Raw genomic sequence first — 22051 nt, forward strand, 5'->3', positions numbered from 1 at the left:
AGGACCACCTTGATACCGAGGCAATTTGTCCGCCGAGTAGAATGTAAGCCCGAGCCGAACGGCGTGGCCGCGCTGCGGGTAATCCGGCGCGATCGCGTTGGAAGGAATTCGGGGGCTGCGACATGCTCCGCGCTTCGCCATGCTGGCCATGATCGCCTGAGACTTCAGACTTCGGTGATCCCGAGGACCGACCCGGTCGCGTGCCAGCGCGGCGGGGTTGCGAAAGCCGATGATTTTGACATCGATTCATGGGCATGTCGGAACACATCGATGGTCTTCGATCGTTATGACGGCAACGCCGTTCTATTTTTGTGCCGAGCGTCAGCTATAAAAAGAGGACTACAATCGATGCTTTGGACCCTTGCCGTCATTCTGTTGATTCTGTGGCTACTCGGCTTCGTTGTTTTCCATGTCGCCGGTGGCCTCATTCACATCCTGATCGTGGTTGCCGTGATCGTCATCGTCTATCAGCTCGTGACCGGCCGTAGAGGCTAACGATCGACGGAGCATGCGCAAACATATTCCGGTCACGCGGCATGCCGCGTGACTGACTCACGAGGTGAAGATGATGAGCGACACGAACGATCGAACCGATACCGCACGCCGCCACGATGATCGCGACATGATCGAAGCGATCGAGCCGACGCCTACCCAGGCCGGACGATCGGGGGGCACGCTGCAACGCGATATCGCGACCCAGGCGGAAGAAGAGCATGTCATCGACGGCAAGACCGGCGTGACGCGGGTTCGGAAAGAAGACGAAAAAGACTAAATTACCTGGCATGCCGATGCTGGACATCAACTTTGCTAACCTGATGATGGCAAAAAAATATGCGATCAGAATAATGCCAAGTCGTATAGGTCAGGGTCGCAGATGGTGATCTCGTCGATCCGGGGCTCGCCACATGGAAACCGGCGCAGTGTTGGCTGTGAGCCAGGGATAGAAACACCATCAGCGCCTGAGATCGCCAAGGACAGAGGGACGACGGGCTTGTGTTCTCACAAAGCAGGTGCTGCCCCTCCTCCCTTCGACCGCGTTGCTCGACGTGAGACATTGATCCTACCGATCGGTGGGGCCGTCAGACGGTCGACGACGCGTGTCCCCGAAGGCGGACAGGATCGGACATGGCCCAGCCGTTCCTGTCGAGCAGTCATCCTCCAACTGCGCCAGCCACGCACGGGCTGCGCCAAGTTCGCTCAGCAAACCATCGAGTTGCGCAAGACGCTGCCGCGCCAATGCCCGCACCGCCGGGCGATCTTGCTCCCCGTCGAGCCGCAGCAACTCTGCGACTTCATCAAGCGAAAAGCCCGCTGCCTTGGCCGATCGTATAAAGGATAGCTGCCTGACATCCGCGGCGCCGTAGCGCCTGACCGCACCGCGGCTGCCCGGCCCCGAGTTTGCTGGCGGAGCGCTCAGCAGCCCGCGTCGCTGGTAATAGCGGATCGTCTCCACCCCAACGCCCCCCGCCCGCGCCAGTCCGGAAATAGTCATGTCCGCCAACACTTGTCTCCGTACCATGGTACGGACCCATATGGGCCGAATTGGCCGATGCGCCAGCAGGAGAGCGACCCATGACCAAGACCGCGACGCTGTACCGTATGGTGATGCCCAGCCATGTCTGCCCGTTCGGCCTCAAATCCAAATGGCAGCTCGAACGGCACGGCTACACGGTTGACGACCACTGGCTGCGCACGCGAGAGGAGACTGACGCCTTCATGGCCCGGCACGGCGTGAAGACCACGCCGCAAACATTCATCGGAAGCGAGCGGATCGGCGGCAACGACGATCTCACCCGCTTCTTCGGCGGCCATGTGCCGGCCAAGGACGAGACCAGCTACCGGCCCGTCGTCGCGGTGTTCGCTATGACGGCGCTGATGGCCTTGGCTGCCAGTGCCGCCGCGCTCGGCACACCGTTCACGACGCAGGCGGTGATGTGGTTCGTCAGCCTGTCGATGTGCGTGCTGGCGATCCTCAAGCTTCAGGACGTGGAGCGCTTCTCCACGATGTTCCTGAATTACGACCTGCTTGGCCGCCGTTGGGTGCCCTATGCCTATCTTTACCCCTTCGGCGAGGCGCTGGCGGGCGTATTGATGACCGCAGATGCACTGCGCTGGGTATCCGTGCCGGTGGCGCTGTTCATTGGTGGAGTGGGCGCGGTGTCAGTCGTGAAGGCGGTCTATGTCGACAAGCGCGAGCTCAAATGCGCCTGCGTTGGCGGAGCGACCACCGTCCCGCTTGGGTTCGTATCGCTCACCGAAAACCTATTCATGGTCGGCATGGCGCTGTGGATGCTCGTGCGTTGATCGGGACGACGACTAAACGGGTTGTGCAAGGATATCGCCGCTATGCCGCGATGATCGCGGCGTCGACACTCGTGATGTTTGGCCTCATCTTTCAGGACTTCTAGGTTCCGCAGCGACAAGCGAAACCTCACGTACATCAGCACCACCAGCTGGATCACGTGGGGCCGGGAGCCGAGGTGCCGACACGGTGATGCGGGCGTGCGCCGGCGACGCATTGAAGCGCCCTGGGTTTCCACTATCAGTCGGTGCATGGGATCCGACGGCGCCGGACAGACCGCATCCCGTCGGGCGAAGGTTCAGTGATCAGCGCTCGCCGAACAGGTCGCGCTGCGCCTTTTCCAGTTCCTCGGCGTAGCGGCGGCGCACGAACGTTTCCGACAGGATGCCGAGCACGCGGCGATCGTCGTCGAGCACGGCCAATTCATCCGCGCCCGAGGCGTCAAATCGGCGCATGACCTCAGCGATATCCATCGTCGGTGCGAGCGCCGCATCGGCATTCACCGCAATCTCCGCGACTGGCGCGCCCGGATCGAAACCCTCGCCGTGCGCCGTAGGGGTCTGGACAATGCCGGCATAACGCTCGTCCGCATCGACCAGGACGGTGCGGCTCGTCGCGCCGAGCGGCACGCGGCGGCGGAAGGCGGCGATCGTCGTCGCGGCAGGGATCGGCTTGGCGTCGCGGCGCATCATCCGGCCCGCGGTGAGTGTCTTGACCCAGCCGACGTCCCGCGCGCTCTTGATCGTCTCGCCACGCAAATGCAGCCGCCAGGTCGAGAAGCTGTAACCGAACGTCTCGCGCACGATCGTCGACGACACCAGCGCGGCCGCGAGCACCGCGCCGGTGAGAGCGAAATCCTGCGTCGCCTCCAGCACGAGCATCGCCATCGTCATCGGCCCGCCGACCACCGCCACCGCGAGGGCCGCCATCCCGACCAGCGCGGCGTTGCGCGGATCGATCACGTCGTGGCCGACCGCGGCGGCTAGCCCACCGGCGAACAGATGTCCCACCAGCGTTCCGAGGAAGAGCGATGCGAAAAACAGCCCGCCGCGAAACCCGAAGCCAAGCGAGACGATCGACGCCGCGCATTTCGCGAGGAAGATCGTCGCGATGAAAGCCAGCGGCGCGCCCAGCGCGAGGTCGGCGTGGAGCGCGCCATGCCCCGCCGACAGCGCCTGCGGTGACACCAGCGCGATCGGGATCAGCAGCGCGCCGCCGATCGCCGGGCGCGCCCAGTCGGGCAGCCGCGTGCGCCGCGTGGCGCTTTCGACGAAGGCGACGGCACGCATCAGCGCGATGCCGATCCCCGCGCAGATCGCGCCGAGGCCGGCATAGATCAGGAAATGGTGTGTCTCGTGCGGGAAGGTCGCGACCGCGTCGATGAGATAGGGCTGGATGCCGAGTAGTTGCGCGACCAGTGTCCCAGCCAATGCGGCGGCGACGACGGGCGCGAGTGCGGTCGGCGTGTACGCGCCGATGACGATCTCGAACGCGTAGAACGCACCGGCGAGCGGCGCGCCGAACGCCGCGGCGATCGCTGCTCCGGTACCCGCACCGACCAGGTTTCGCATATCGGCGCGGCGCAGATTGAACAGGCGCCCCACGACCGAGCCGATTGCGCCACCTAGCTGCGCATAGGCGGCCTCCAGTCCGACCGACGCGCCAAAGCCGTTCGACAGCATCGTCTGCCCCGAAATCACCAGGCTATCAGGCGCCGACATCCTGCCGCCGTGGAGCGCATTGGCCTCGACCGCATCGACCAGCCGCCGCTTGCGCGCTCGCGTTGCCCAGGAAAATGTTGCGAGCACGATGCCGCCGATCGGCAGTACGATCAGCGTGGCGATCGGCAGCAACGGCAGCGCACTTAGCCGGCCGTCTGCTGGTAGGTCGAACAGAACATGCTGCAGCGTGCGCGCGATCGCGCCTTGGAACACGCTGAACAGACCTGCCCCCGCCCCGACGAGTGTCGCCAGCACGATGAACGCCATCTCGCTCGCGCGGACGCGGCGGCGGATCCATTTGATGAACGCGAAAGCTTGCAGGATCAGTCGCCTTATCGAAGGTCTGCCCTCCCTACGTCCTGACCAGACAGCGGACTAGTGGCACACGATCACGCAAAGGCATTGCGACGTATCGCGCCCAAATATTTGCGCCAAACGAAGGCCTTGTGCACCGAATGATTGGCCGGGCAGCCGAATCAGCAATGGCGAGCGCACTGCAACCTGATATCCGGTTGGCCGAGCACGCGACGGTGTTCGACGAGAGGGCCGAACGAGCGTGACATTGCCGCAAATCCTGTCCTTCGCGCTGATCGGCGTCACCGTGGTGACGTTCGCCACCGGCCGATTCCGCTACGACCTCGTATCGCTTGTCGCGCTACTTGTGGCGATCGCCATCGGGATCGTGCCGGTGAAGGACGCTTTCACCGGCTTCACCAGCGACGTCGTCGTGATCATCGCCGCGGCGCTCGTCATCAGCGCGGGGATTGCGCGTTCGGGCGTGGTCGAGGCGACGCTTGCGCCGGGGCTGCGCAAGTTGAAGACGCTCACCACGCAGGTCCCGGCGATGACCGCGGCGACCGCACTGCTGTCGATCGTCACCAAAAACGTCGGCGCGCTGACTATCCTAATGCCGACCGCGATCAAAATCGGACGGCAGGAGGGCAGCTCTGTTTCCGCGTTGCTGATGCCGATGTCGTTCATTTCGCTGATCGCGGGGCTGTCGACGCTGGTCGGCACCTCGACCAACATCATCGTCAGCCAGGTACGCGAGCAGACGCTGGGCAAGCCGTTCCGCATGTTCGATTTCGCCCCGGTCGGACTGTCTCTGACCCTGCTCGGTCTCGCCTTCCTCAGCGTCGCTTGGCGCATCCTGCCGCGTGACCGGCAGGGGCGCGAGGATCTGGGCGAAAGCAATGCCGATGCGGTCTTTTCTACCGAGGCGACCGTACCCGACGATCTGCCCGATGATCTCAAGACGATCGCCGACCTCGATCTCGACAAGGAACACGTCGTCGTGGCGGGGATCGTCGGCTCAAACGGCGAACGGCGCGATGCGTCGCTTGGGGCGCCCCTCGTGCCGGGCGAGGTGCTCGTATTGCGTGGGGCGGATGCGGCGCTCGCCAAGGCATTCGACCGGCTGCCGCTGCACGAGGTGCGCGCAGACAAGGATGTCGAGAAGGACCAGCCGAACGAGGAGGTCCGCTCGATCGAGGCGGTTGTGCAGCCAGATTCGCCGCTGATCGGCAAGACCGCGAGGCGCGCGCGGTTGCAGGACGACTATGGCGTCAAGCTGCTCGCCGTCGGGCGTAGCAACGAGCGGATCACCGAACGACTACGCGAGATCACGATCCGCGCGGGCGACGTGCTGCTGGTGCAAGCTGGCGAGAACGCGCTGCCGGACTTTCTGAAATCACTGTCGCTACTGCCGCTGGCCGATCGCGCGGTGTCGCTCGGCAACCCGCGCAAGCGCTACGGGCCGATCGCGATCGTCGTGGTCGCGATCGCTTTGATCGCGATGGGGATCGTGCCGGTAGTGGCCGGCTTCTTCGGCGCGGCGGTCCTGATCGTGGTGATCGGTGCGCTGCCGATCCGCGAGGCATACGGCGCGCTTGAGCCCGAGGTCCTCATCCTGATTGGCGCACTGACCCCGATCAGCGAGGCGGTGCAGCATACCGGCGGCACCGCGCTGATCGCGGCGGGGCTGGCGCAGATCCTGACGGGCATCGCACCGATCCTGGTTCTGGGTACTTTGCTGGTGGTGGCGATGGCGGCAGCGCCGTTCCTGCACAACGCGCCGACCGTGCTGGTGCTTGGGCCGATCGCGGTGATGGTGGCGCAGCGGCTACACCTCAATCCCGATCCGTTCCTGATGGCGGTGGCGACCGGCGCGGGATGCGATTTCCTCACCCCCGTCGGCCACCAGTGCAACACCTTGGTCATGGGGCCGGGGGGATACCGGTTCGGCGATTACGCGCGGCTGGGCGCGCCGCTGTCGCTCATGGTGATTTTGCTCGGCGTGCCCCTGATCGCATTCATCTGGCCGCTGGCAGGGTAAGTGCGCCGAGGCAGTTGCGGTCGCGTCACAATTTCACCGTGCGCAGTGATAGAGAGCCTCATCGCACCGAAATTTGTTGGCAAAGCAACCGCACCCGACGCAACGAGGGCGACCTAGTACCGGTCGGCCTGCTCCGCAGCAGCCGCAGGATTTGATAGAACCGTGGCTCGCGCTCGGCGCCGACCAGCGTGGCTACTTTCACCGTGCCCGCGCGGCATATGGTCATTCCTGCTCGTCTCAGCGGCTGCGCGACGCCGGTCCAGCGGCGCACCGATTTTTTGATAGCATCCAAGTTTGCACCGTCGTCGCGCCGGCGCTGGGCACGCAACTGGGTGTTCGAAACGCTGCTTTTGAGACGCGAAACCTTAATCGGCCGTTGACACGTCGGCTCCCCTAGCGCGCGCGAGGACGCGTTCGATCGATCCACCTTGTACGATGACAGAGAACAGGACGACGATGTACGTCGCCGCGAGCGCGATCGACCGCGCTGGCCCATCCGGTAGCCCGAGTGCCAGCGCCACCGAGATGCCACCGCGCAGGCCACCCCAGATCAACGTCACTGGCGCAAGGCGGCCGAGCGACAAAATCGGCCTCAGGACCGTCAATGGCGCGACCACCGCGATGCCCCGGGCAAGGAGCACCAGTGGTATGGCCGCGAGCCCGAGTACGATCAGGCGTGGGTCCCACGGGATTGTCACCACCTCAAGCCCGATGAGCAGGAAGAGCACGGCATTGAGGATGTCGTCGATCAGTGCCCAGAATTTAAGCAGGTAATCGCGGGTCACGTCACTCATTGCATCGGCCACGCCCTTGTTGCCGATCAGCAAACCCGCCACCGCCATCGCGACAGGACCGCTGACGTGAAGCTGGCTGGCAAGCGCATAGCCGCCCATGACGACCGCGAGGCTGATCATCACCTCGACATTGTACTCGTCGATCGTCCGCATCGCACGGTAACCAAGCCAGCCCGCCCCGAGGCCCAGCAGCACCCCACCGCCGGCCTCTTGCAGGAACAAGGTGCCGGCATGGCCGATGGACAGTGGCTCGGTGCCTAGCGCGGCCTCGAGCAGGATCGCGAATACGACGACGCCGACGCCGTCGTTGAACAGGCTCTCGCCCGCGACCGTCGCCTTCAACGTCGGCGATACCTCGGCACGGCCAAGGATGCCCATGACCGCGACTGGATCGGTCGGGCTGATGAGCGCGCCGAACACCAGGCACCAGATGATCGGCACGGTAAGACCCAGCCACCCGGCGATCACGTGAAAGCCCAGGCCGATGATGGCGGTCGAAAGCACCACGCCGACCGTGCTCAGCACCGCGATCGGCCAGCGCCCCTCGCGCATATGGTCCCATTTGACGTGCAGAGCGCCCGCGAACAGCAGGAACGAGAGCATGCCGTCCATGAGGGTGGTGTGGAAATCGATGCCGGCGATGAACCCGACGACCTGATCGCCGACCTCGCTACCTGGCAGCAGCCGGTCCAGCCCAACAACGATCAGCGAGGCGACCGCCCCCATGATCGTCAGCCCGATCGAGGACGGCAGCTTGAGGACGCGATGGTTGAAATAACCAAGCACCGCGGCGAGCACGATGAGAACGGCCGCGGCGTCGAACGGTGTGAGCAATCGATCAGTCCTTTGCGCGCGCGATGGTCACCGCGTTAAGTGGACGCGGCTCGGGCACGTCGTCGCCTGCCGGCCAGCCCTCGCGCTGGCGACGACGATCGCCGTCGCTTGCCTCTGTTTGATCGTGGAACAGCACCTGCGTCGTCGGGAAGGGCAGATCGATGCCGGCACCTGCCAGCGCCTCGGCGACGGCCTGAAGCACGCGATCGCGCACCTGCACGACGCCCGACCGCTTGGGCTTGGTCCACCACCGCAGGCGCAGGTTCTTGGACGATCCGGCAAGGTCCCACAGCAGCACGTCGGGCGCGGGATCGGCCAGCACGCCCTCGACACCCTTCACCGCCTCCAGGGCGATTGCGCGTGCCTTCGACACGTCGTCGCCGTAGCCGATGCCGACGTCGTATTCGGAGCGGAGCAGATCGTAGGCGGTGATGACGGTGACCGTCTCAGTGTAGATGACGCTGTTGGGGACGATCACGCGCTGGCCGTCATAGGTGCGGATGTAGGTCGCGCGCGTCTCGATCGATTCCACCGTGCCGGTAAAACCGCCCCCGGTGGTGATCTCGTCCCCGGCGCGAAAGGGATGGCGGATCAGGAGCAGGATGCCGGCGAGCAGGTTCTGGAAGATGTCCTTGAACGCGAAGCCGATCGCGACACCGCCGATGCCGAGCGCGGAGAAGAGCTTGGCGGGGGTGACGGAGGGGAACGCGACAGTCGCCGCGATCAGCGCGCCGAGCAGCATTAGCCCGATATAGGCGAGCCGGCCGAAGGCCATCCCGGCGCTAGGGAACTCGGATCGCTTCGCGGCGAACGCCTCAACGCCGCGCCGTACGCCCGAGGCGATGCCCCAGAAGATGAGAAAGACGACGACGCCGGCGATCAAGAGCGGCAGCATGGCAAGAAAGCCGTTTGCCATGCCGTTGACGGTCGCCCAGATCTCGGACGGATGGATGGCGTTGGCCGATGGTGTGTCCATGATGATCCCTCAGGCCGTGCCGGCGAGCCAGGCGGTTCCGTCGCGCAGGCGACGCTTGTAGTCTGGCTCGGCCAGCGCTGCGCGCAGCTCATCGGCTCGATCCCGAACGCGGCGCAGGTTGAAGCCCTTCAGTCCCTCGTTCGCCAGCTCTTCGAGCTTGTCGGCGTAGGAGCGGATCGTTGCCAAACGATCGGGCTCATCGCAGTCCAGCGACACCTCGCCGAGCGCGTTGAGGTAGCGCAGCGCCGCTACCATGTCCGGCGCACAATATTGCGCGAGCGCACCGAACGAGCGGTCCATCAGCGAGGCGAAGGTGACCGGGTGGGCGATGACCCTGAGCGCACCGTCGTCGTCCACCCGCAGGTGCGACGGAAGCGATCGCCCGGCGAGATCGGACAGCGCCGCACTCAACCAGTCGAGACAGGTGACGGCGGTGAAGGGATCGTTGACGCCGGGCGAGAGGGCCCGCGCCGCGATTTCGACCAGCTCGTCGACCAGAAATCGCAGGTCCTGCAACGCGGAACGGCGTGATCCGATCGCGACGGCATCGCGAAGCGCATCGGCGCACTTGTCGTCGCATCGCCCCGGCGGCCAGGCTTCCACCAGCGCCCGGCCGACATGGACGAAGTCGCCGGGCTGGTATTGGAGGCGCAATACCAGCTCATTCTCCTGAGCGACGCGCATCACCGTCTCATCGTCGAGAAACTGGATGTAGCCGGTGTCCTTCGCCTTCACGACAAAGCGGTCCGCCCCGACTGCGGGCGAGGCATGGTCGCGGAAGGTCGCGGGCAGCTTATCTGCGGTCGCGGCATGATCGTCTGGCGCCTCGCCGATGAAGCGGGGGAAGCGGTCATCGATCCCGCGCAGCAGCCGATCGCCGACATCCTCGATGACGCTGTTGATATGTATCTTCGACGGGACGTGGTGAATGAAAAAGATCAGCACCGCGATCGAGCAGAGCGCCAGCAGGACCCCGACCAGCAACGCCAGATTGGGCACGAAGCCATAGCCGCCCGATTCCTCCGCCGAGCGGATCGTGCGCAGCACCAGCAGGCAGTAGAGGAACGTCGCGATGAAGGTGCCGAGCGTCACCTGGTTGCCGCGGTCGCGCATGAAGTTGGTGAGCAGCCGCGGTCCGTACTGACCCGAGGCATAGACCACCGCTGCGATCGTGACCGAGAAGACGGTACCCGCGACGGTGATCATCGATCCGCCGACCGACGACAGCACCTGTCGCGCGCCGTCAGGGTGCGAGGCATACACCCAGGCATACCCGCCCATCCAGGAGGAGCCGACCGCGGCGTCGAGCGTCACCATGCCGATCGCGAGCAGTACCGCCCCAATCGCCATGATCGTCGGCACGAACCAGTAGCTGGAGCCGAGATAGTCGGCGAGACGAAGCAGGCCGGCTTTCATCGGCAAATACCTTATGGATGGCCCGGCCGATCGCGTCGGCCGAACGCTAGGGGGTCAGCGGACGGCGGCTGCCTGGTTGGCGACGATCGCATCGCGCCGTTCCTGGCTCATGGCGGCGACGTTCATATCAGCGGCCTCGATTGCGTCGGCGCGGGACTCAGCCGTGTCGCGCGCCTTGTCGGCCCGATTGTCGAGCACCGCTGCCTGATTGCGCAGCGCGTCCGCATTCGCTTCCATCGCATCGGCACGGTTGTCCGCCGCATTCTCGACGCGGCCGGCGAGCTTGTCGGACGGGCTCTTATTGCATGCAGCGAGCGACAGCACCGTGGCGGCGAGCAGGATGGCGGAACGTGTTTTCAAGTCGCATCTCCAATTATGAGGCGCCGCAAAATGATCCGCGACGCGCCGCGACCGATTGTCGGGGTTGTTTAAACGGGAGGGCGATCGGTCCTGTTCCTCCGACGTAACGATGTTCAGCGAAAGACTTGTGTTTGAGCGGCAAAATCAGCGGGGGAATGCAGAGCGGTCGCCTGCGGCTGAGGTTGCGATGACGCTGATGCTGCCATCCGTCTCGAGTACGACCGCAGCGATGCGGCCAAGATCGCCTCCCCCACTCTTGCGCACCGCAGCCGCTACCTCGTCGCGTGTCACGCGCTCGTCGAGCAGGGCTGCTTCATCAAATTGCCCATCGCAAAGCAGTGTTCTTGGCGAGGACTTGATCGCCGCCTCAACCGGCGACACGCGCTGCGCAATCCAGGCGATAACGAACTGGAGCGCCGCCAGGATGACGAAGGCGAGCACGCCTTCGTCCAGGGGGACGTCCTTCGATAACAGCACGGTGGCCAGCGTCGACCCAAGCGCGACCGTCACGACGAAGTCGAACGCGTTCATCTTGGCGAGTGTGCGCTTGCCGCTCACGCGCAGCACCGCGATCAGCGACAGGTAGGCGAGCGGCCCCACGATGAGGATGCGGACCAGGCCGAAGAGACTACCGGTAAACATTGTCTAGTGCCTCGTCATGGATTGTGCCGCGCGACGCGTCTCCGGCGTCATCACGTCGGGAGAGGCATTCTGCCGCCGTGCCGGATCGCCAATGAGGCAGAGCGTGGCCCCAAGCGGGCGATGGTCGGAGCCGACATTTTCGAGAATGTGCAGATCGCGGAAGGTGAAGGCGGGCGAGATGAAAAGCTGGTCGAGCGGCCAGCCCAACGCTGCATAGTCGGCAGGAAAGCTCGGGTAATTGCCGCGGCCGATCCGAGGATCGATAAAGCCGCCGACATGCTTGAAAAGCCGGGTCGTGCGCGACCACGCGACGTCGTTGAAATCGCCCATCGCCATCCTGGGAACCTCACTGTCGCCGACTGCCAGCGCGGCATGTTCGATCTTGCGATCGCGCAGGTCCGTGTCCTGACCTGGAACCGGCGGACGGGGATGCAGGCCGATATAGTCGAATGGCTTGCCGTCCCGTGTCGCGAGACGAGCGTACAACGTCGGCGTATCCTGATCCGTGATGTTCTGCGTCCCGGCCGAGCGCACCGGCAGATTGGTCGCGAACACCATGCCATAGGTGTTGTCGAGAGGGCGCAACACCCGCGATCGGTAGCGGGACAGCTGCGGCGCCAGCGCATCGACCCAGCGCCGGTCGGTTTCCATCAGGAGCAGGATATCCGGCTTCAGCCGGTCGATCAGCCGCTGCGTCGCCGCATAGTCACGGTTGTGCTGGTAGACGTTGAGCCCAAGCACGGTGAAACACGATGCTCTTGCCCCGGCATCCACCTCTTCCCTGTCCTCGACCTCGACGGGCGCGAACCAGAAGTAGGGATACACACGCCATGCCTGTAGCGCTGCGGCAAGCGCCAGGATTGCAATGACACCGGTCCCCGGACGTCCTCGCACAAAAATGGCGGTACCCGTGGCGAGGACACCGATTGCGATCAGCGTCAGCATCCGCGGAAAATCGAGCACCCGAACCCACCATAGGTCGGAATGGATCAGACTGATGAGCGTGGCCGCCAGCAGGACCAGCGCCAGCGCGGAGAAAATCAAGGTGCTGACGCTGCGCATGCCCCAGCCTACAGGATCCTGCCGTCAGACGAAGCAATAATGACGATGACGGTCATAATCGCATCGGCATGAGCGGCAGTGCCTGGATTGGCTGATGTCAGCGCAAAGCCGCTTTGGCCGTCGATGCCATTGGCGTCTCCCCAGCTTTGCCAAACGCCTTGCGATTGCCGAACACAATCTTTGCGACCGGGTCGATATGCTCGAGCATTGTCCTGCATCACGCCACGCGGCGCACGCGCCCGTACCGCAGCGTCGGTAAACAAACAGAGAGCCGGGCTGCGACCGCACTGCCAACCGCTATGTGTTCTAACAAGGTTCGAGGCGTCGATCTTTTGACTAACTTGCGTAGTGGTTTTTGAAAACGGCAAGTCAGTTAAGTGAACCGAAAGGTTTCGTGTATCTCCGTCTTAAAATTGGCAAGCCTGTGGGTTGCGCGTGCACGGGGCCAGCCGGCCTCTGTCGGGTGACGCCGGGGCCGTTGGCGCGATGTGGCGTGGGTTCGGAATCTATTGTTTTCCGGTTGCGATGATTCGTGGTGATGTCTCCAGACTTCCACCCTCGAACCGCCATCATCTTTGATGATGGCGGAATATCCGCGACCAGACGCCAAGAGGCGTCAGCTTCTGGGAAGGGCATAGGCCAGGGTGTAATCCCCATACCGTGTTCCGAGCGCGCCGTGTCCGCCTGCGGTAATGACGACATATTGTCGCCCGTCACGCCCGCGATAGGTCATCGGGGTTGCCTGCGCGCCCGCCGGCAGCCGCGCTTTCCACACCACCTTGCCGGTAGTGAGATCAAAGGCGCGCAGATATTGGTCGGTCGTTGCGCCGATGAAGGCAAGCCCGCCCGCGGTGATGATCGAGCCGCCGAGGTTAGGAACGCCCGTCTTGATCGGCACACCCAGATGCGATCCGAACAGCCCGGTATCACGCGCCGTCCCTAGCACCTTCTTCCAAAGCACCTTGCGCGTGCCGAGGTCGACCGCGGTCAGGTGACCCCAAGGCGGCGCGACGCAGGGCGCACCGAAGATGCCGACCCACGCCTTTACTACCGCGACATAGGGCGTGTTGTATTGCGTCTGCAGCTGCGCCTGCATCGCGTTCTCGCCGCCCTGCTTCTGCTTCATCAGTCCGGCTACGCGCGGATCGTCGCGGCGCATCAGCCACAGCTTGAACGGCATCTCCATCGTGTTAACCGTCATTACCCCGCGCACCGGATCGACCGCCGCGCCGCCCCAATCGGTGACACCGTCGAAGGCGGGATGGCCGATGATCGGCTTCAGCCCCATCGGCTGATAGATGCCCGTGCCCTGCGCCCGCCGGATGTCGATCCGGCAGAAGAGTTGATCGATCGGCGTCGCCCCCCAGGTGGCGACCTCGGTCGGCGCCGGCGGGGTGAAGCTCGGCATGCCGGTCGAGAAGGGCTGGGTCGGCGAGACGCGCACGCCCGGCGTCGCGCCGTCGGTGCGTACCGGCCGTTCGGTGATCGCGGCGATCGGCGCGCCGGTTAGGCGGTTGAGGAAGAACACCTGCCCCATCTTCGTCGTCTGGATCAGCGCCGGGATCACCTGCCCATTGGGCGCGCGATAGTCGAACAGCGACGGGCCGATCGGCAGGTCCATGTCCCACATGTCGCGATGGACGAGCTGCCGCGTCCAGCGCAGCTTGCCGGTCGCGACGTCGAGCGCGACGATCGACGAGCCGAACCGATCGTCGAATGGCCGGCGAGAGCCGATCCAGTAATCGGGCGAGGCATTGCCCGTGCCGAGGTAGACGAGGCCGTTGGCGGCATCGGCGGTGATCGCGCCCCAGACGTTGGGCGTGCCGCGCGTATAGGTCTGCCCCGCGGGCAGCGGCGCGATCGCGTCCGGCGAGCGGCCGACGTCCCACGCCCAGACCGGCGCGCCCGACACCGGATCATAGGCGCGCACCACGCCCGACGGAATGTCGCGGTTGACGTTGTCGATGATCCGCTCGCCGATGATCAGCCGGTTGTTGACGACGACCGGCGGCGTGGTGCCGATCTGATCCGAGGGCTTCGACGTCCCCATATTGGCGCGCAGGTCGATCGCGCCGCCCTGCGCGAAGCTCGGGCAGGGCCGCCCGCTGTCGGCGTCGAGCGCCACCAGACGCGCGTTGAAGGTCGGCGCGAAGATGCGGTGCGGGCACGGCGTCCCCGCCGGCGCCTCGAAATAGGTGACGCCGCGGCAGACCAGATAATTGTTGCCGGCGATCGGCGCATCCTCGTGCCAGCTCCACTTGGTCTTGCCGGTGGTGGCGTCGATCGCCTGGACGAAGGAATGCGGCGTGCAGGTGTAGAGCGTGTCGCCGATATGGATCGGCGTCGCCTCGGAATGATATTCGCGCTTGTGCTCCTGCGTCTCGGCCGCGACCGGCAGGTCGCCGGTGCGCTGCGTCCAGGCGAGCTCGAGGCGGCCGACGTTCTGTGGCGTAATGTCGGCGAGCGTCGAATAGCGTCGTCCCGACAGGGTCCCCCCATAGTCGCGCCAGTCGCCGTCAGCCTCTCCCGTTGGCGCGGGCGGGATCGCTGCCGCACGGGCCGCTCCCTGCGCCTCCGCCCCCTCACCGTCAAGAAGCATGCCGCCAACGCTGAGCGCGAGCAGCACCGCGACGGCGGCGGGCGCGGCGTGGGCGGGCGAGCGCCACGAGCGCGCAGTCCATCCGGTCAGCAATACCAGTAGCAACAGGACGGTCGGCGCGACCAGACGCGGCACAAGTTGCAGACCATCGAAACCGACCTCCCAAATCGCCCAGAGGACCGTGCCGACCCAGATGGCGAGGAACAGCCACCGCCCAAGCTGGGGGCGACGCCCGAGCAACGCGCCGCTGACGACCATCGCGATGCCTGCGACCACATAATAGGGTGATCCACCCAGCGAAATAAGAACGCCGCCGGCGACCGCGAAAAAGCCACCGAGGACAGCCACGCACCACGCGATCGCCAGTCGGTAGAGCCGAGCCATTGCTGTTCCCTTTCGAAACGTTGCTCGCTCAACGCTTGGAAGCAATGAAGTTTCAGGTCGGTCGACCTTCTCGCCCCTACGCCGACCCAGAGCTTTTCCAAACGAGATCACGGACCGACTGCGCGAAGCCTTGGCCTGCGAGATCACCTTCAGTCACGCGACTAACGCTCAAACAGCCGGCTCCGGAACTCAAGCCGTGAAGGAATGCCCGATGCGGACGATCAACCAGCTTTGGTTGGCGGCTCGCCAGTGGCCGCTCGTGCCTGCCCTCCCTGCCCCGGTCGCATGATCGACAAAGATTCCTTGAACGTCAGCGTGCGGTAAGGGAACGGGATTTCCATCCCGGCATCATCCAGTGCCCGCTTGATCGCACGCACCACTTCGTCGCGTGATAGATGCGCGTCGACCGGCTTTGAACCCGCCCACCAGCGTATGAGGAAGTTGATCGAGCTATCACCAAACTCCTTGGCATAGACTTCGACCGGGCGGTCATCCTGCACATGCTCGGCCGCAGCGACCGCATCATGAATGACTTTCCGGGCAGCGTCCAAGTCGACGTCATAGGCAACGCCGACCTCGACCTCGTGACGTCGCTGCTGGCTTTGCGTGACGACCTCGACGGGGTTCTTGAACAGATAGGCGTTCGGCACGACGACGAGTTCGTTGCTCAGATGACGCAGATGGGTGTCGCGAAGGCTGATCATCTCGATCCGTCCCTCGACATCCTGGCAACGGATAAAATCCCCGATCCGCATCTGCTTGCGAAGCATGATGAGCACGCCCGCGAGAAAGTTCTCGAAAATATCCTTGAATGCGAAGCCGACCGCCACCGAGCCGAGGCCGAGCACCGCGAGGATGTTGGCAGGCGTCACGCCGGGCAAGACGATCGACATGGCGATCAATATGCCCAGAACCCAGATCGTCACGCCCACCAGCGTTTCGACCAAATTGACCAGGCTGCCGCGCAGATCGGTATGCGAAAGCAGGCGCTCGGCGATACGCCGCGCCGACTTTGCGACGAAGAAGGTGGCTACGAGCAGCAGCAGCGCGATCCCGAGTTGCGGGAGAATGCGAACGAACTCGGTGCCCATGTCACGGATACGGCGGACGAGGATGGCGACGATATCCATGTGGCGATGATACCCCTTTCCGCCGGCAAGATGCAAAGGATCGATCGAGCGTATCGGTGCAACGCGTACGATGCGCTACGGGACAGTAGCTGCCTGACGCATGCGTGAATTTGGAAAGGCGTTTGCCGAGCTTGGCGACATCTTTCATGAAGAGCCATGCCGAATGAGGACAAAATCGCTCGAACCGACCTCGCCGAGGATCGTACCGATCTCGCGGAAGATCGCACGTTGCTGGCCAATGAGCGGACATTCAGCGGCTGGGCTCGCACAGCCACGGCCTGCATCGGCATTGGCCTTGGCTTTAGCGCGTTGTTCAAACCGGTCGAGCCAACGTGGGTGGCAAAGTCGATTGCCACGCTGTTCATCCTGCTCGGCATTTTCCTCGTGATCGCAGCGGAACGGCGCGCCCGTGGTCTGCACGAACGGCTGACGGCGCATCACGTCAACGGCGTGACCACCATCAATTTCAGGGTCATGGCGGCCGCGATTTCGATCGGTGCGGTCGCGCTCATCGTTGCAATCTGGCAGTTGACATGACCGACGAGCAGCGACGGTGCAGCACGTGGCGCGAAGCCTGCCTCAAGGATGGTGCGGGGCGATGATTGATTCACCCTCCCCCCATGCGATCGCGGCCATGCTGGTCACGGTGGCGATGTTCTACGGTTTCGCCTCGGGGCGCCTGAAGGTCGAGATCATCTCGCTGCTGACGATCAGCGTCATCGCGCTTGGCCTCTACTCCTTTCCGCTGCCGGGTGAGCGGCCTACGGATGGTTTGAAGCTCGCCTTCGAAGGCTTTGGTCATTACGCCCTGATAACAATCTGTGCGTTGATGGTGATGGGGCGAGGACTGGTGGCAACCGGCGCGCTCGATCCGGCGGCGCGTCTGCTGACCCGTTTGTGGCGCTTCAATCGCCCTATTGGCTTCCTCACCACGCTCGTGCTGGCGATGCTGATGAGCATGATGGTCAACGACACGCCCGTTCTCGTCCTGCTGTTGCCGATCATGGTTGCGCTGGCGTCGCGGGGCGGCATGGCTGCTTCGCGCACGCTCATCCCGATCAACAGCGCGGTCCTGATCGGCGGTATGTCGACCACGATCGGGACCTCCACCAATCTTCTGGTCGTCTCCATCGCGACCGACCTCGGCATGCGGCCGATGGGCGTCTTCTACTTCACGCCGCTGGTCGTCATCGCCGCGCTGGTCGCCCTGCCCTTCATCTGGCTGGTGATGCCGCGGCTGCTGCCCGACAATTCAATAGAGACCGGCCATGCACCGCGCCGCTTCTACGCATCGCTTCGACTTGGCTCGCGCTCGCCGGTGCTCGGACAGACGGTTGCGACGTTCCTTGCACGTACGGCGCCCCAGGTTGAACTCGTCGGTGCTTCCAAGATGCCCGCCGTCGTCGACGATCGTGTTGCGGTGCTCGCGCCACATGAGGCTCTGGAGGACGCGATGCGGGTGCTTGGAGCAACGAGCGCGCCGGTCGCCTTGCTGAACCGGGTTCAGGCCGCGTCCCGTCGGACCGGTGAGGATCTGGCGGTGGTGGAAGTGTCGATCGGAGCCGACTCGACGCTCATCGGCACACGGATCGAGACATCGGGCCTCGCCGATGCCCACGACGTGGCGGTCCTTGGCGTCCATCATGCGCGGGCATCCTGGACGTGGCATGGCGACACGATAGCGGACGCGTCCTTAGGCGAGGGCGACATCCTCCTTGTGACCGGCACGATGGCCGACATCACAGCGCTTGCCCGTTCCGAAAGCCTGCTGATGCTGGACGGTGCCAAAGAGGTGCCGCGGACCTCCAAGGCATCGCTGGCGCTCGCGATCATGGCCGGCTCCGTTGGCCTGGCCAGCGTCGGGCTGCTGCCGATCGCCATATCGGCTCTGGCCGGCGCTATCCTGATGTTCCTCACGGGATGCGTGCGGTTCGACAAAGTCGGTCGCGCACTCTCGGCCAAGGTCATCGTGCTCGTCGCGGCCAGTATCGCGATCGGCCGGGTCATTCTGGAAAGCGGTGCGGCCGAATGGCTTGGCCAGCTGATCGCGCTGGGGCTGCATCATCTGCCCGCGGGCGGCGCGCTCGCCGCGGTCATGGTGTTCGTGACGATCCTGACGAACTTTGCCTCGAACACGACCGCCGCGGCGGTCGGCACGCCCATTGCCTTCAGCCTGGCGGAGAAGCTCGCCATCCCGGTCGAGCCTCTGGTCCTCGCCGTATTGTTCGGCTGCAACCTCTGCTACGCGACGCCCGTCGCCTACCAGACGAACATGCTGATCATGACGGCTGGCGACTATAAATTCGGCGATTACACACGAACCGGCATACCGCTGGTGCTCATCATGATCGTCACCTTGTCCGCCTTGCTCGTCTTCAAATATGGATTGTACTGAACGATGTTTTCGCTGATCCCGAGCCTCCCGAATGATGCCGCGTGAGAAGCTGGTGGATCGCCGTTTCGGCCCTTCTGGCCGGGTGCTCGTCGACTGACGTCAATCCTCTGATCGCTTCCTCGCCCGATGGACAGGTCGAGATCATGGCGGGGCGCTTTCGCGGCGGCAGCCTTGCCATACGCATACGCCACCACGGCAAGGACGTGATCGCGCCATCACCGGTTGGCCTCACGCTCGCGGACGAGCCGCTCAAACGCATGCGGATCGAGCAATCGCGACGCCCAGGCGACCGATCCGCCCAGGCCTATCACGAGTTGACGATCGCGGCGCGCGAGACTGAGGGTAGCAGGCGAGCGCTCCTGCTCCACCTGCGTGCCTATGATACCGGCGCCGCTTTCCGTATCGAGTTGCCAAGGACCGGATCGTTGCACGCGCTTCGGCTTGCCGGTGAGACGACGGCGCTGCGCTTCCCACGCGACTATCGATGCCTTGCAGTGCCGCACGACAAATATCTCAATTCGCATGAGGGCGATTACGCGCCCGTCCGCGCCAGTACCCTCCGCCCTGCTGCGCTGTACGATCTTCCACTCAGCTGCCGCACCGGCCAAAGGAACGAGGCGATCGCCCTCACCGAAAGCGACGTCGAAAATTATCCCGGCGCGTACCTGGTCAAGTCGAAGGCGCTGGGGGTCGCGTTTAGGCTCACACCCCTACCGGCCAACGATACCCTTGCCGCCGTTCTGCCGGCGACGGATGCGGCCCTTCGTACACCATGGCGCGTGGTGATGATCGCGGATCGTCCCGAAAGGCTGATCGAGAACGAGCTGGTGCAGCAGCTTGCCTCGCCCCCGCGTATCGGCGAAGCGCAATGGGTCAGGCCGGGCAAGGCCGCTTGGGCGTGGTGGTCGGGTATCAAGGCCTACGGCGTCCCAAATGCCGGATTCAATAACCCAACCTACCAGCATTATGTCGACTTTGCCTCGCGGTTCGGCCTGCCCTATTTCGTGATCGATTGGGGCTGGGCCGCGCGGCCGCGCGGCGACAAGGCATTGGCGGACGTAACCCGCTTCCGCTCCGGCGTCGATATCCCGGCGCTCTCCCGCTACGCCGCGGCGCGCGGCGTACGTCTGTGGCTATGGACGAACTGGGACGCCATCGGGCCGGACATGGACCGGGTGTTCGCACTATATCAGTCATGGGGCATCGCCGGGATCAAGGTCGACTATGTCTACCGGCAGGATCAGGTCGCGATCGCTTATTATCACCGACTCCTTGCGGCGGCCGCGCGGCACCGGCTGATGGTCAATATCCACGGCGCGCCGGTACCGCGCGGGCTGGAGCACACCTATCCCAACCTGCTGACGCAGGAAGGCGTGATGGGGGCCGAGTATAACAAGTGGAGCCGAAAGGTGACGGCCGGTGCCAACGTCCGTCTCGCGTACAGTCGCGCGACGATTGGACCGATGGACTATACCCCCGGCGGCTTTCGCAATGTCACTTCGAAGGCGTTCAAGCCCCGCCACGTCCTGCCCGAGGTGATGACCACGCGTGCACAGCAGCTTGCCATGTTCGTGGTCTATCCCAGTCCGCTGCAATCGTTGGCGGACGCACCGCAAGCCTATCTGGACCAGCAAGGCAGGCCGCAGGCGGGGGCAAACTTCCTGCGGCTGGTGCCGGCGGTGTGGGACGAGACGCGTGGCGTAGCGGGCGAATGGGGTCAATGGATTGCAGTCGCCCGGCGCAGCGGCAAGCGCTGGTTCGTCGGGGTGATGAACGACGAACGATCACGTACGGTCACGCTCCCGCTCGGTTTCCTGTCCGAAGGGCGATGGAAGCTGCATGCCTTGATAGACGGCGCGAGGCCACCAATCCTAGACGGGCGCGGTGGTACGTTGCGCGCTGGTACCAGCCTGCGGGTGCCACTGGCAGCAAGCGGCGGGGCGGTGCTTGTTCTTGATCCTGAAGGCTCCTGAGACCGCAAAGGGGCAGATCACGGACCGTCCTGCGGCAACACCTCGATGATGATATCGCCCTTTTCGACGATGGCGGCATCCTCCCAGAAGCCGATGGCGCGACCGCTGCGATAGAGGCGCAGCCCTTGCCCGGGCCGCAGGTCTCGAAGGGGCAAACCGACATCCGAAGCAATGGCCACCCGCTCATGCAGGGCGATGCGGCCGTGCGACGTGACCAGATCCGAGACATAATCGGCGATATGGGCGCCCCGGCTTGCCCCCGCGAGCAATTGCCCGCCAAAGCTGGTGGGGTTGACGATGACCGTTGCCCCGGCATCGCTCGCCAGCACCTCGTTTTCCGTCGCTTGGATCGCCACCGCGACCGGCACATGCGTGGCAAGCCGCCGGGCCGTGAGCGCGATCAACACCGCTGTATCGTCACGCCCCGGCGTAACGATAAGCGAGCGAGCCCGCTCGATCCCTGCCGCCGTCAGAACGGCGTTGTGCGTGGCATCGCCATGAACGGTGGCAAGGTCCTGGGCGATCGCCTCCTCGAGCGCGGTTTCTGACTGATCCACCACGACAATCTCTCCCGGCGGGCATCCGCGTCGAACCAGCTCATCCGCCGCCTCCCGCCCGGTCGCCCCGAAGCCGCAGATGATCGTGTGGCCGTTCAATCGCCGTTGGATGGCCGCCATGCGCCAACGCTCCCAAGTATTGCGGAGAAGAAAACTATAGGCCGATCCCAGGAAGATCAGCCAGACGAAGACACGCACCGGCGTGACCACGAATGTGTCGAACATCCGGGCACGGTCGGTCACCGGAACGATGTCACCATAACCGACGGTCGTGACGGTGATCATGGTGAAATAGACCACGTCCAGGAACGACACCACGCCGTCCACATTGTCGCGCAGGCCGGCGCGGTCGAACCAATGCCCTGCCAGAGCGATGCCCACCAGCGCGAGCGCAGCCGCAATCCTCGCGAGCAAGGTCGTCGACGGCGACACGACGCTTCGACGGTAAAATCGCGGTGCCTTGCGCGGACCGGGCTTCGGTGACGTCATGCGCTTCGCTCTAGACGAGCATCCTGCAATTGTCGCCGCGACCAACGGCATCTGCGACTTGCCCCGTTTAGCCATGCATGAA

18 protein-coding genes are annotated in these 22051 nt (G+C 64.4%); 7 read left to right on the top strand and 11 right to left on the bottom strand.

Annotated elements, in window-relative coordinates:
• Positions 1-348 precede the first annotated feature (348 nt).
• On the top strand, positions 349-495 hold the full coding sequence (locus GTH33_RS01510; protein ID WP_163956788.1) for a lmo0937 family membrane protein: 147 nt from the start codon (positions 349-351) through the stop codon (positions 493-495).
• 127 nt (positions 496-622) lie between these two features.
• Positions 623-772: a hypothetical protein gene (locus GTH33_RS01515; protein WP_163956734.1), complete on the top strand. Its 150-nt coding sequence runs from the start codon at positions 623-625 to the stop codon at positions 770-772.
• A gap of 288 nt (positions 773-1060) precedes the next feature.
• On the opposite strand, the gene GTH33_RS01520 is transcribed toward GTH33_RS01515, so the two are convergent.
• Positions 1061-1492 carry a MerR family transcriptional regulator gene (locus GTH33_RS01520; protein WP_163956789.1) on the bottom strand — a complete coding sequence of 144 codons (432 nt, stop codon included), beginning with the start codon at positions 1490-1492 and terminating at the stop codon, positions 1061-1063.
• Positions 1493-1572: 80 nt separating this feature from the next.
• Between GTH33_RS01520 and GTH33_RS01525 the strand changes: the two genes are divergently transcribed.
• On the top strand, positions 1573-2304 hold the full coding sequence (locus GTH33_RS01525; RefSeq protein WP_166753224.1) for a MauE/DoxX family redox-associated membrane protein: 732 nt from the start codon (positions 1573-1575) through the stop codon (positions 2302-2304).
• A gap of 303 nt (positions 2305-2607) precedes the next feature.
• Here GTH33_RS01525 and GTH33_RS01530 read toward each other — a convergent pair whose 3' ends face one another.
• On the bottom strand, positions 2608-4290 hold the full coding sequence (locus GTH33_RS01530; RefSeq protein ID WP_163956735.1) for a chloride channel protein: 1683 nt from the start codon (positions 4288-4290) through the stop codon (positions 2608-2610).
• Between the two features lie 289 nt (positions 4291-4579).
• Between GTH33_RS01530 and GTH33_RS01535 the strand changes: the two genes are divergently transcribed.
• Entirely contained in the window at positions 4580-6358 is a 1779-nt protein-coding gene (locus tag GTH33_RS01535) for an SLC13 family permease (protein WP_163956736.1), read from the top strand.
• Positions 6359-6723: 365 nt separating this feature from the next.
• Here the strand turns inward: GTH33_RS01535 and GTH33_RS01540 are convergent, their stop codons facing one another.
• From GTH33_RS01540 to GTH33_RS01575, 8 genes are all read right to left on the bottom strand, one after another.
• On the bottom strand, positions 6724-7986 hold the full coding sequence (locus GTH33_RS01540; RefSeq protein ID WP_163956737.1) for a cation:proton antiporter: 1263 nt from the start codon (positions 7984-7986) through the stop codon (positions 6724-6726).
• 4 nt (positions 7987-7990) lie between these two features.
• Positions 7991-8962 (bottom strand): mechanosensitive ion channel family protein, encoded by a 972-nt coding sequence (locus GTH33_RS01545; protein WP_208404217.1) that lies wholly within the window; start codon positions 8960-8962, stop codon positions 7991-7993.
• Positions 8963-8971: 9 nt separating this feature from the next.
• Positions 8972-10378 carry a DUF2254 domain-containing protein gene (locus tag GTH33_RS01550; RefSeq protein WP_163956738.1) on the bottom strand — a complete coding sequence of 469 codons (1407 nt, stop codon included), beginning with the start codon at positions 10376-10378 and terminating at the stop codon, positions 8972-8974.
• Positions 10379-10432: 54 nt separating this feature from the next.
• Positions 10433-10738, bottom strand: coding sequence for a hypothetical protein (locus GTH33_RS01555; RefSeq protein WP_163956739.1), 306 nt, complete (start codon positions 10736-10738; stop codon positions 10433-10435).
• 144 nt (positions 10739-10882) lie between these two features.
• Positions 10883-11380, bottom strand: a complete 498-nt coding sequence (locus tag GTH33_RS01560) for a DUF421 domain-containing protein (RefSeq protein WP_163956740.1) — start codon at positions 11378-11380, stop codon at positions 10883-10885.
• Between the two features lie 3 nt (positions 11381-11383).
• Positions 11384-12442: an endonuclease/exonuclease/phosphatase family protein gene (locus tag GTH33_RS01565; protein ID WP_163956741.1), complete on the bottom strand. Its 1059-nt coding sequence runs from the start codon at positions 12440-12442 to the stop codon at positions 11384-11386.
• A gap of 616 nt (positions 12443-13058) precedes the next feature.
• Positions 13059-15425: a membrane-bound PQQ-dependent dehydrogenase, glucose/quinate/shikimate family gene (locus GTH33_RS01570; protein ID WP_163956742.1), complete on the bottom strand. Its 2367-nt coding sequence runs from the start codon at positions 15423-15425 to the stop codon at positions 13059-13061.
• Positions 15426-15646: 221 nt separating this feature from the next.
• Positions 15647-16555 (bottom strand): mechanosensitive ion channel family protein, encoded by a 909-nt coding sequence (locus GTH33_RS01575; RefSeq protein ID WP_163956743.1) that lies wholly within the window; start codon positions 16553-16555, stop codon positions 15647-15649.
• A gap of 156 nt (positions 16556-16711) precedes the next feature.
• Here GTH33_RS01575 and GTH33_RS01580 point away from each other — a divergent pair, with 156 nt between their 5' ends.
• Genes GTH33_RS01580 through GTH33_RS01590 form a run of 3 tightly spaced genes read left to right on the top strand, consistent with a single transcriptional unit; the run spans position 16712 to position 20923 of the window.
• Positions 16712-17092: a YidH family protein gene (locus tag GTH33_RS01580; protein ID WP_163956744.1), complete on the top strand. Its 381-nt coding sequence runs from the start codon at positions 16712-16714 to the stop codon at positions 17090-17092.
• Between the two features lie 25 nt (positions 17093-17117).
• A complete protein-coding gene (locus GTH33_RS01585; protein ID WP_338054370.1) occupies positions 17118-18950 on the top strand; it encodes an SLC13 family permease in 1833 nt (610 codons plus the stop codon).
• Between the two features lie 41 nt (positions 18951-18991).
• Positions 18992-20923, top strand: coding sequence for a glycoside hydrolase family 97 protein (locus tag GTH33_RS01590; protein WP_163956745.1), 1932 nt, complete (start codon positions 18992-18994; stop codon positions 20921-20923).
• Between the two features lie 17 nt (positions 20924-20940).
• Here GTH33_RS01590 and GTH33_RS01595 read toward each other — a convergent pair whose 3' ends face one another.
• Positions 20941-21969: a potassium channel family protein gene (locus GTH33_RS01595; protein ID WP_163956746.1), complete on the bottom strand. Its 1029-nt coding sequence runs from the start codon at positions 21967-21969 to the stop codon at positions 20941-20943.
• Positions 21970-22051 lie beyond the last annotated feature (82 nt).

The organism is Sphingomonas insulae, from assembly GCF_010450875.1.
Lineage (GTDB): Bacteria > Pseudomonadota > Alphaproteobacteria > Sphingomonadales > Sphingomonadaceae > Sphingomonas > Sphingomonas insulae.

Coding starts and splice junctions, on each gene's coding strand:
- GTH33_RS01515 (WP_163956734.1), top strand. CDS start 623: ATGATCGAAGCGATCGAGCCGACGCCTACCCAGGCCGGACGATCGGGG.
- GTH33_RS01595 (WP_163956746.1), bottom strand. CDS start 21,969: ATGACGTCACCGAAGCCCGGTCCGCGCAAGGCACCGCGATTTTACCGT.
- GTH33_RS01560 (WP_163956740.1), bottom strand. CDS start 11,380: ATGTTTACCGGTAGTCTCTTCGGCCTGGTCCGCATCCTCATCGTGGGG.
- GTH33_RS01530 (WP_163956735.1), bottom strand. CDS start 4,290: ATGGCGTTCATCGTGCTGGCGACACTCGTCGGGGCGGGGGCAGGTCTG.
- GTH33_RS01550 (WP_163956738.1), bottom strand. CDS start 10,378: ATGAAAGCCGGCCTGCTTCGTCTCGCCGACTATCTCGGCTCCAGCTAC.
- GTH33_RS01580 (WP_163956744.1), top strand. CDS start 16,712: ATGCCGAATGAGGACAAAATCGCTCGAACCGACCTCGCCGAGGATCGT.
- GTH33_RS01570 (WP_163956742.1), bottom strand. CDS start 15,425: ATGGCTCGGCTCTACCGACTGGCGATCGCGTGGTGCGTGGCTGTCCTC.
- GTH33_RS01545 (WP_208404217.1), bottom strand. CDS start 8,962: ATGGACACACCATCGGCCAACGCCATCCATCCGTCCGAGATCTGGGCG.
- GTH33_RS01510 (WP_163956788.1), top strand. CDS start 349: ATGCTTTGGACCCTTGCCGTCATTCTGTTGATTCTGTGGCTACTCGGC.
- GTH33_RS01525 (WP_166753224.1), top strand. CDS start 1,573: ATGACCAAGACCGCGACGCTGTACCGTATGGTGATGCCCAGCCATGTC.
- GTH33_RS01520 (WP_163956789.1), bottom strand. CDS start 1,492: ATGACTATTTCCGGACTGGCGCGGGCGGGGGGCGTTGGGGTGGAGACG.
- GTH33_RS01575 (WP_163956743.1), bottom strand. CDS start 16,555: ATGGATATCGTCGCCATCCTCGTCCGCCGTATCCGTGACATGGGCACC.
- GTH33_RS01565 (WP_163956741.1), bottom strand. CDS start 12,442: ATGCGCAGCGTCAGCACCTTGATTTTCTCCGCGCTGGCGCTGGTCCTG.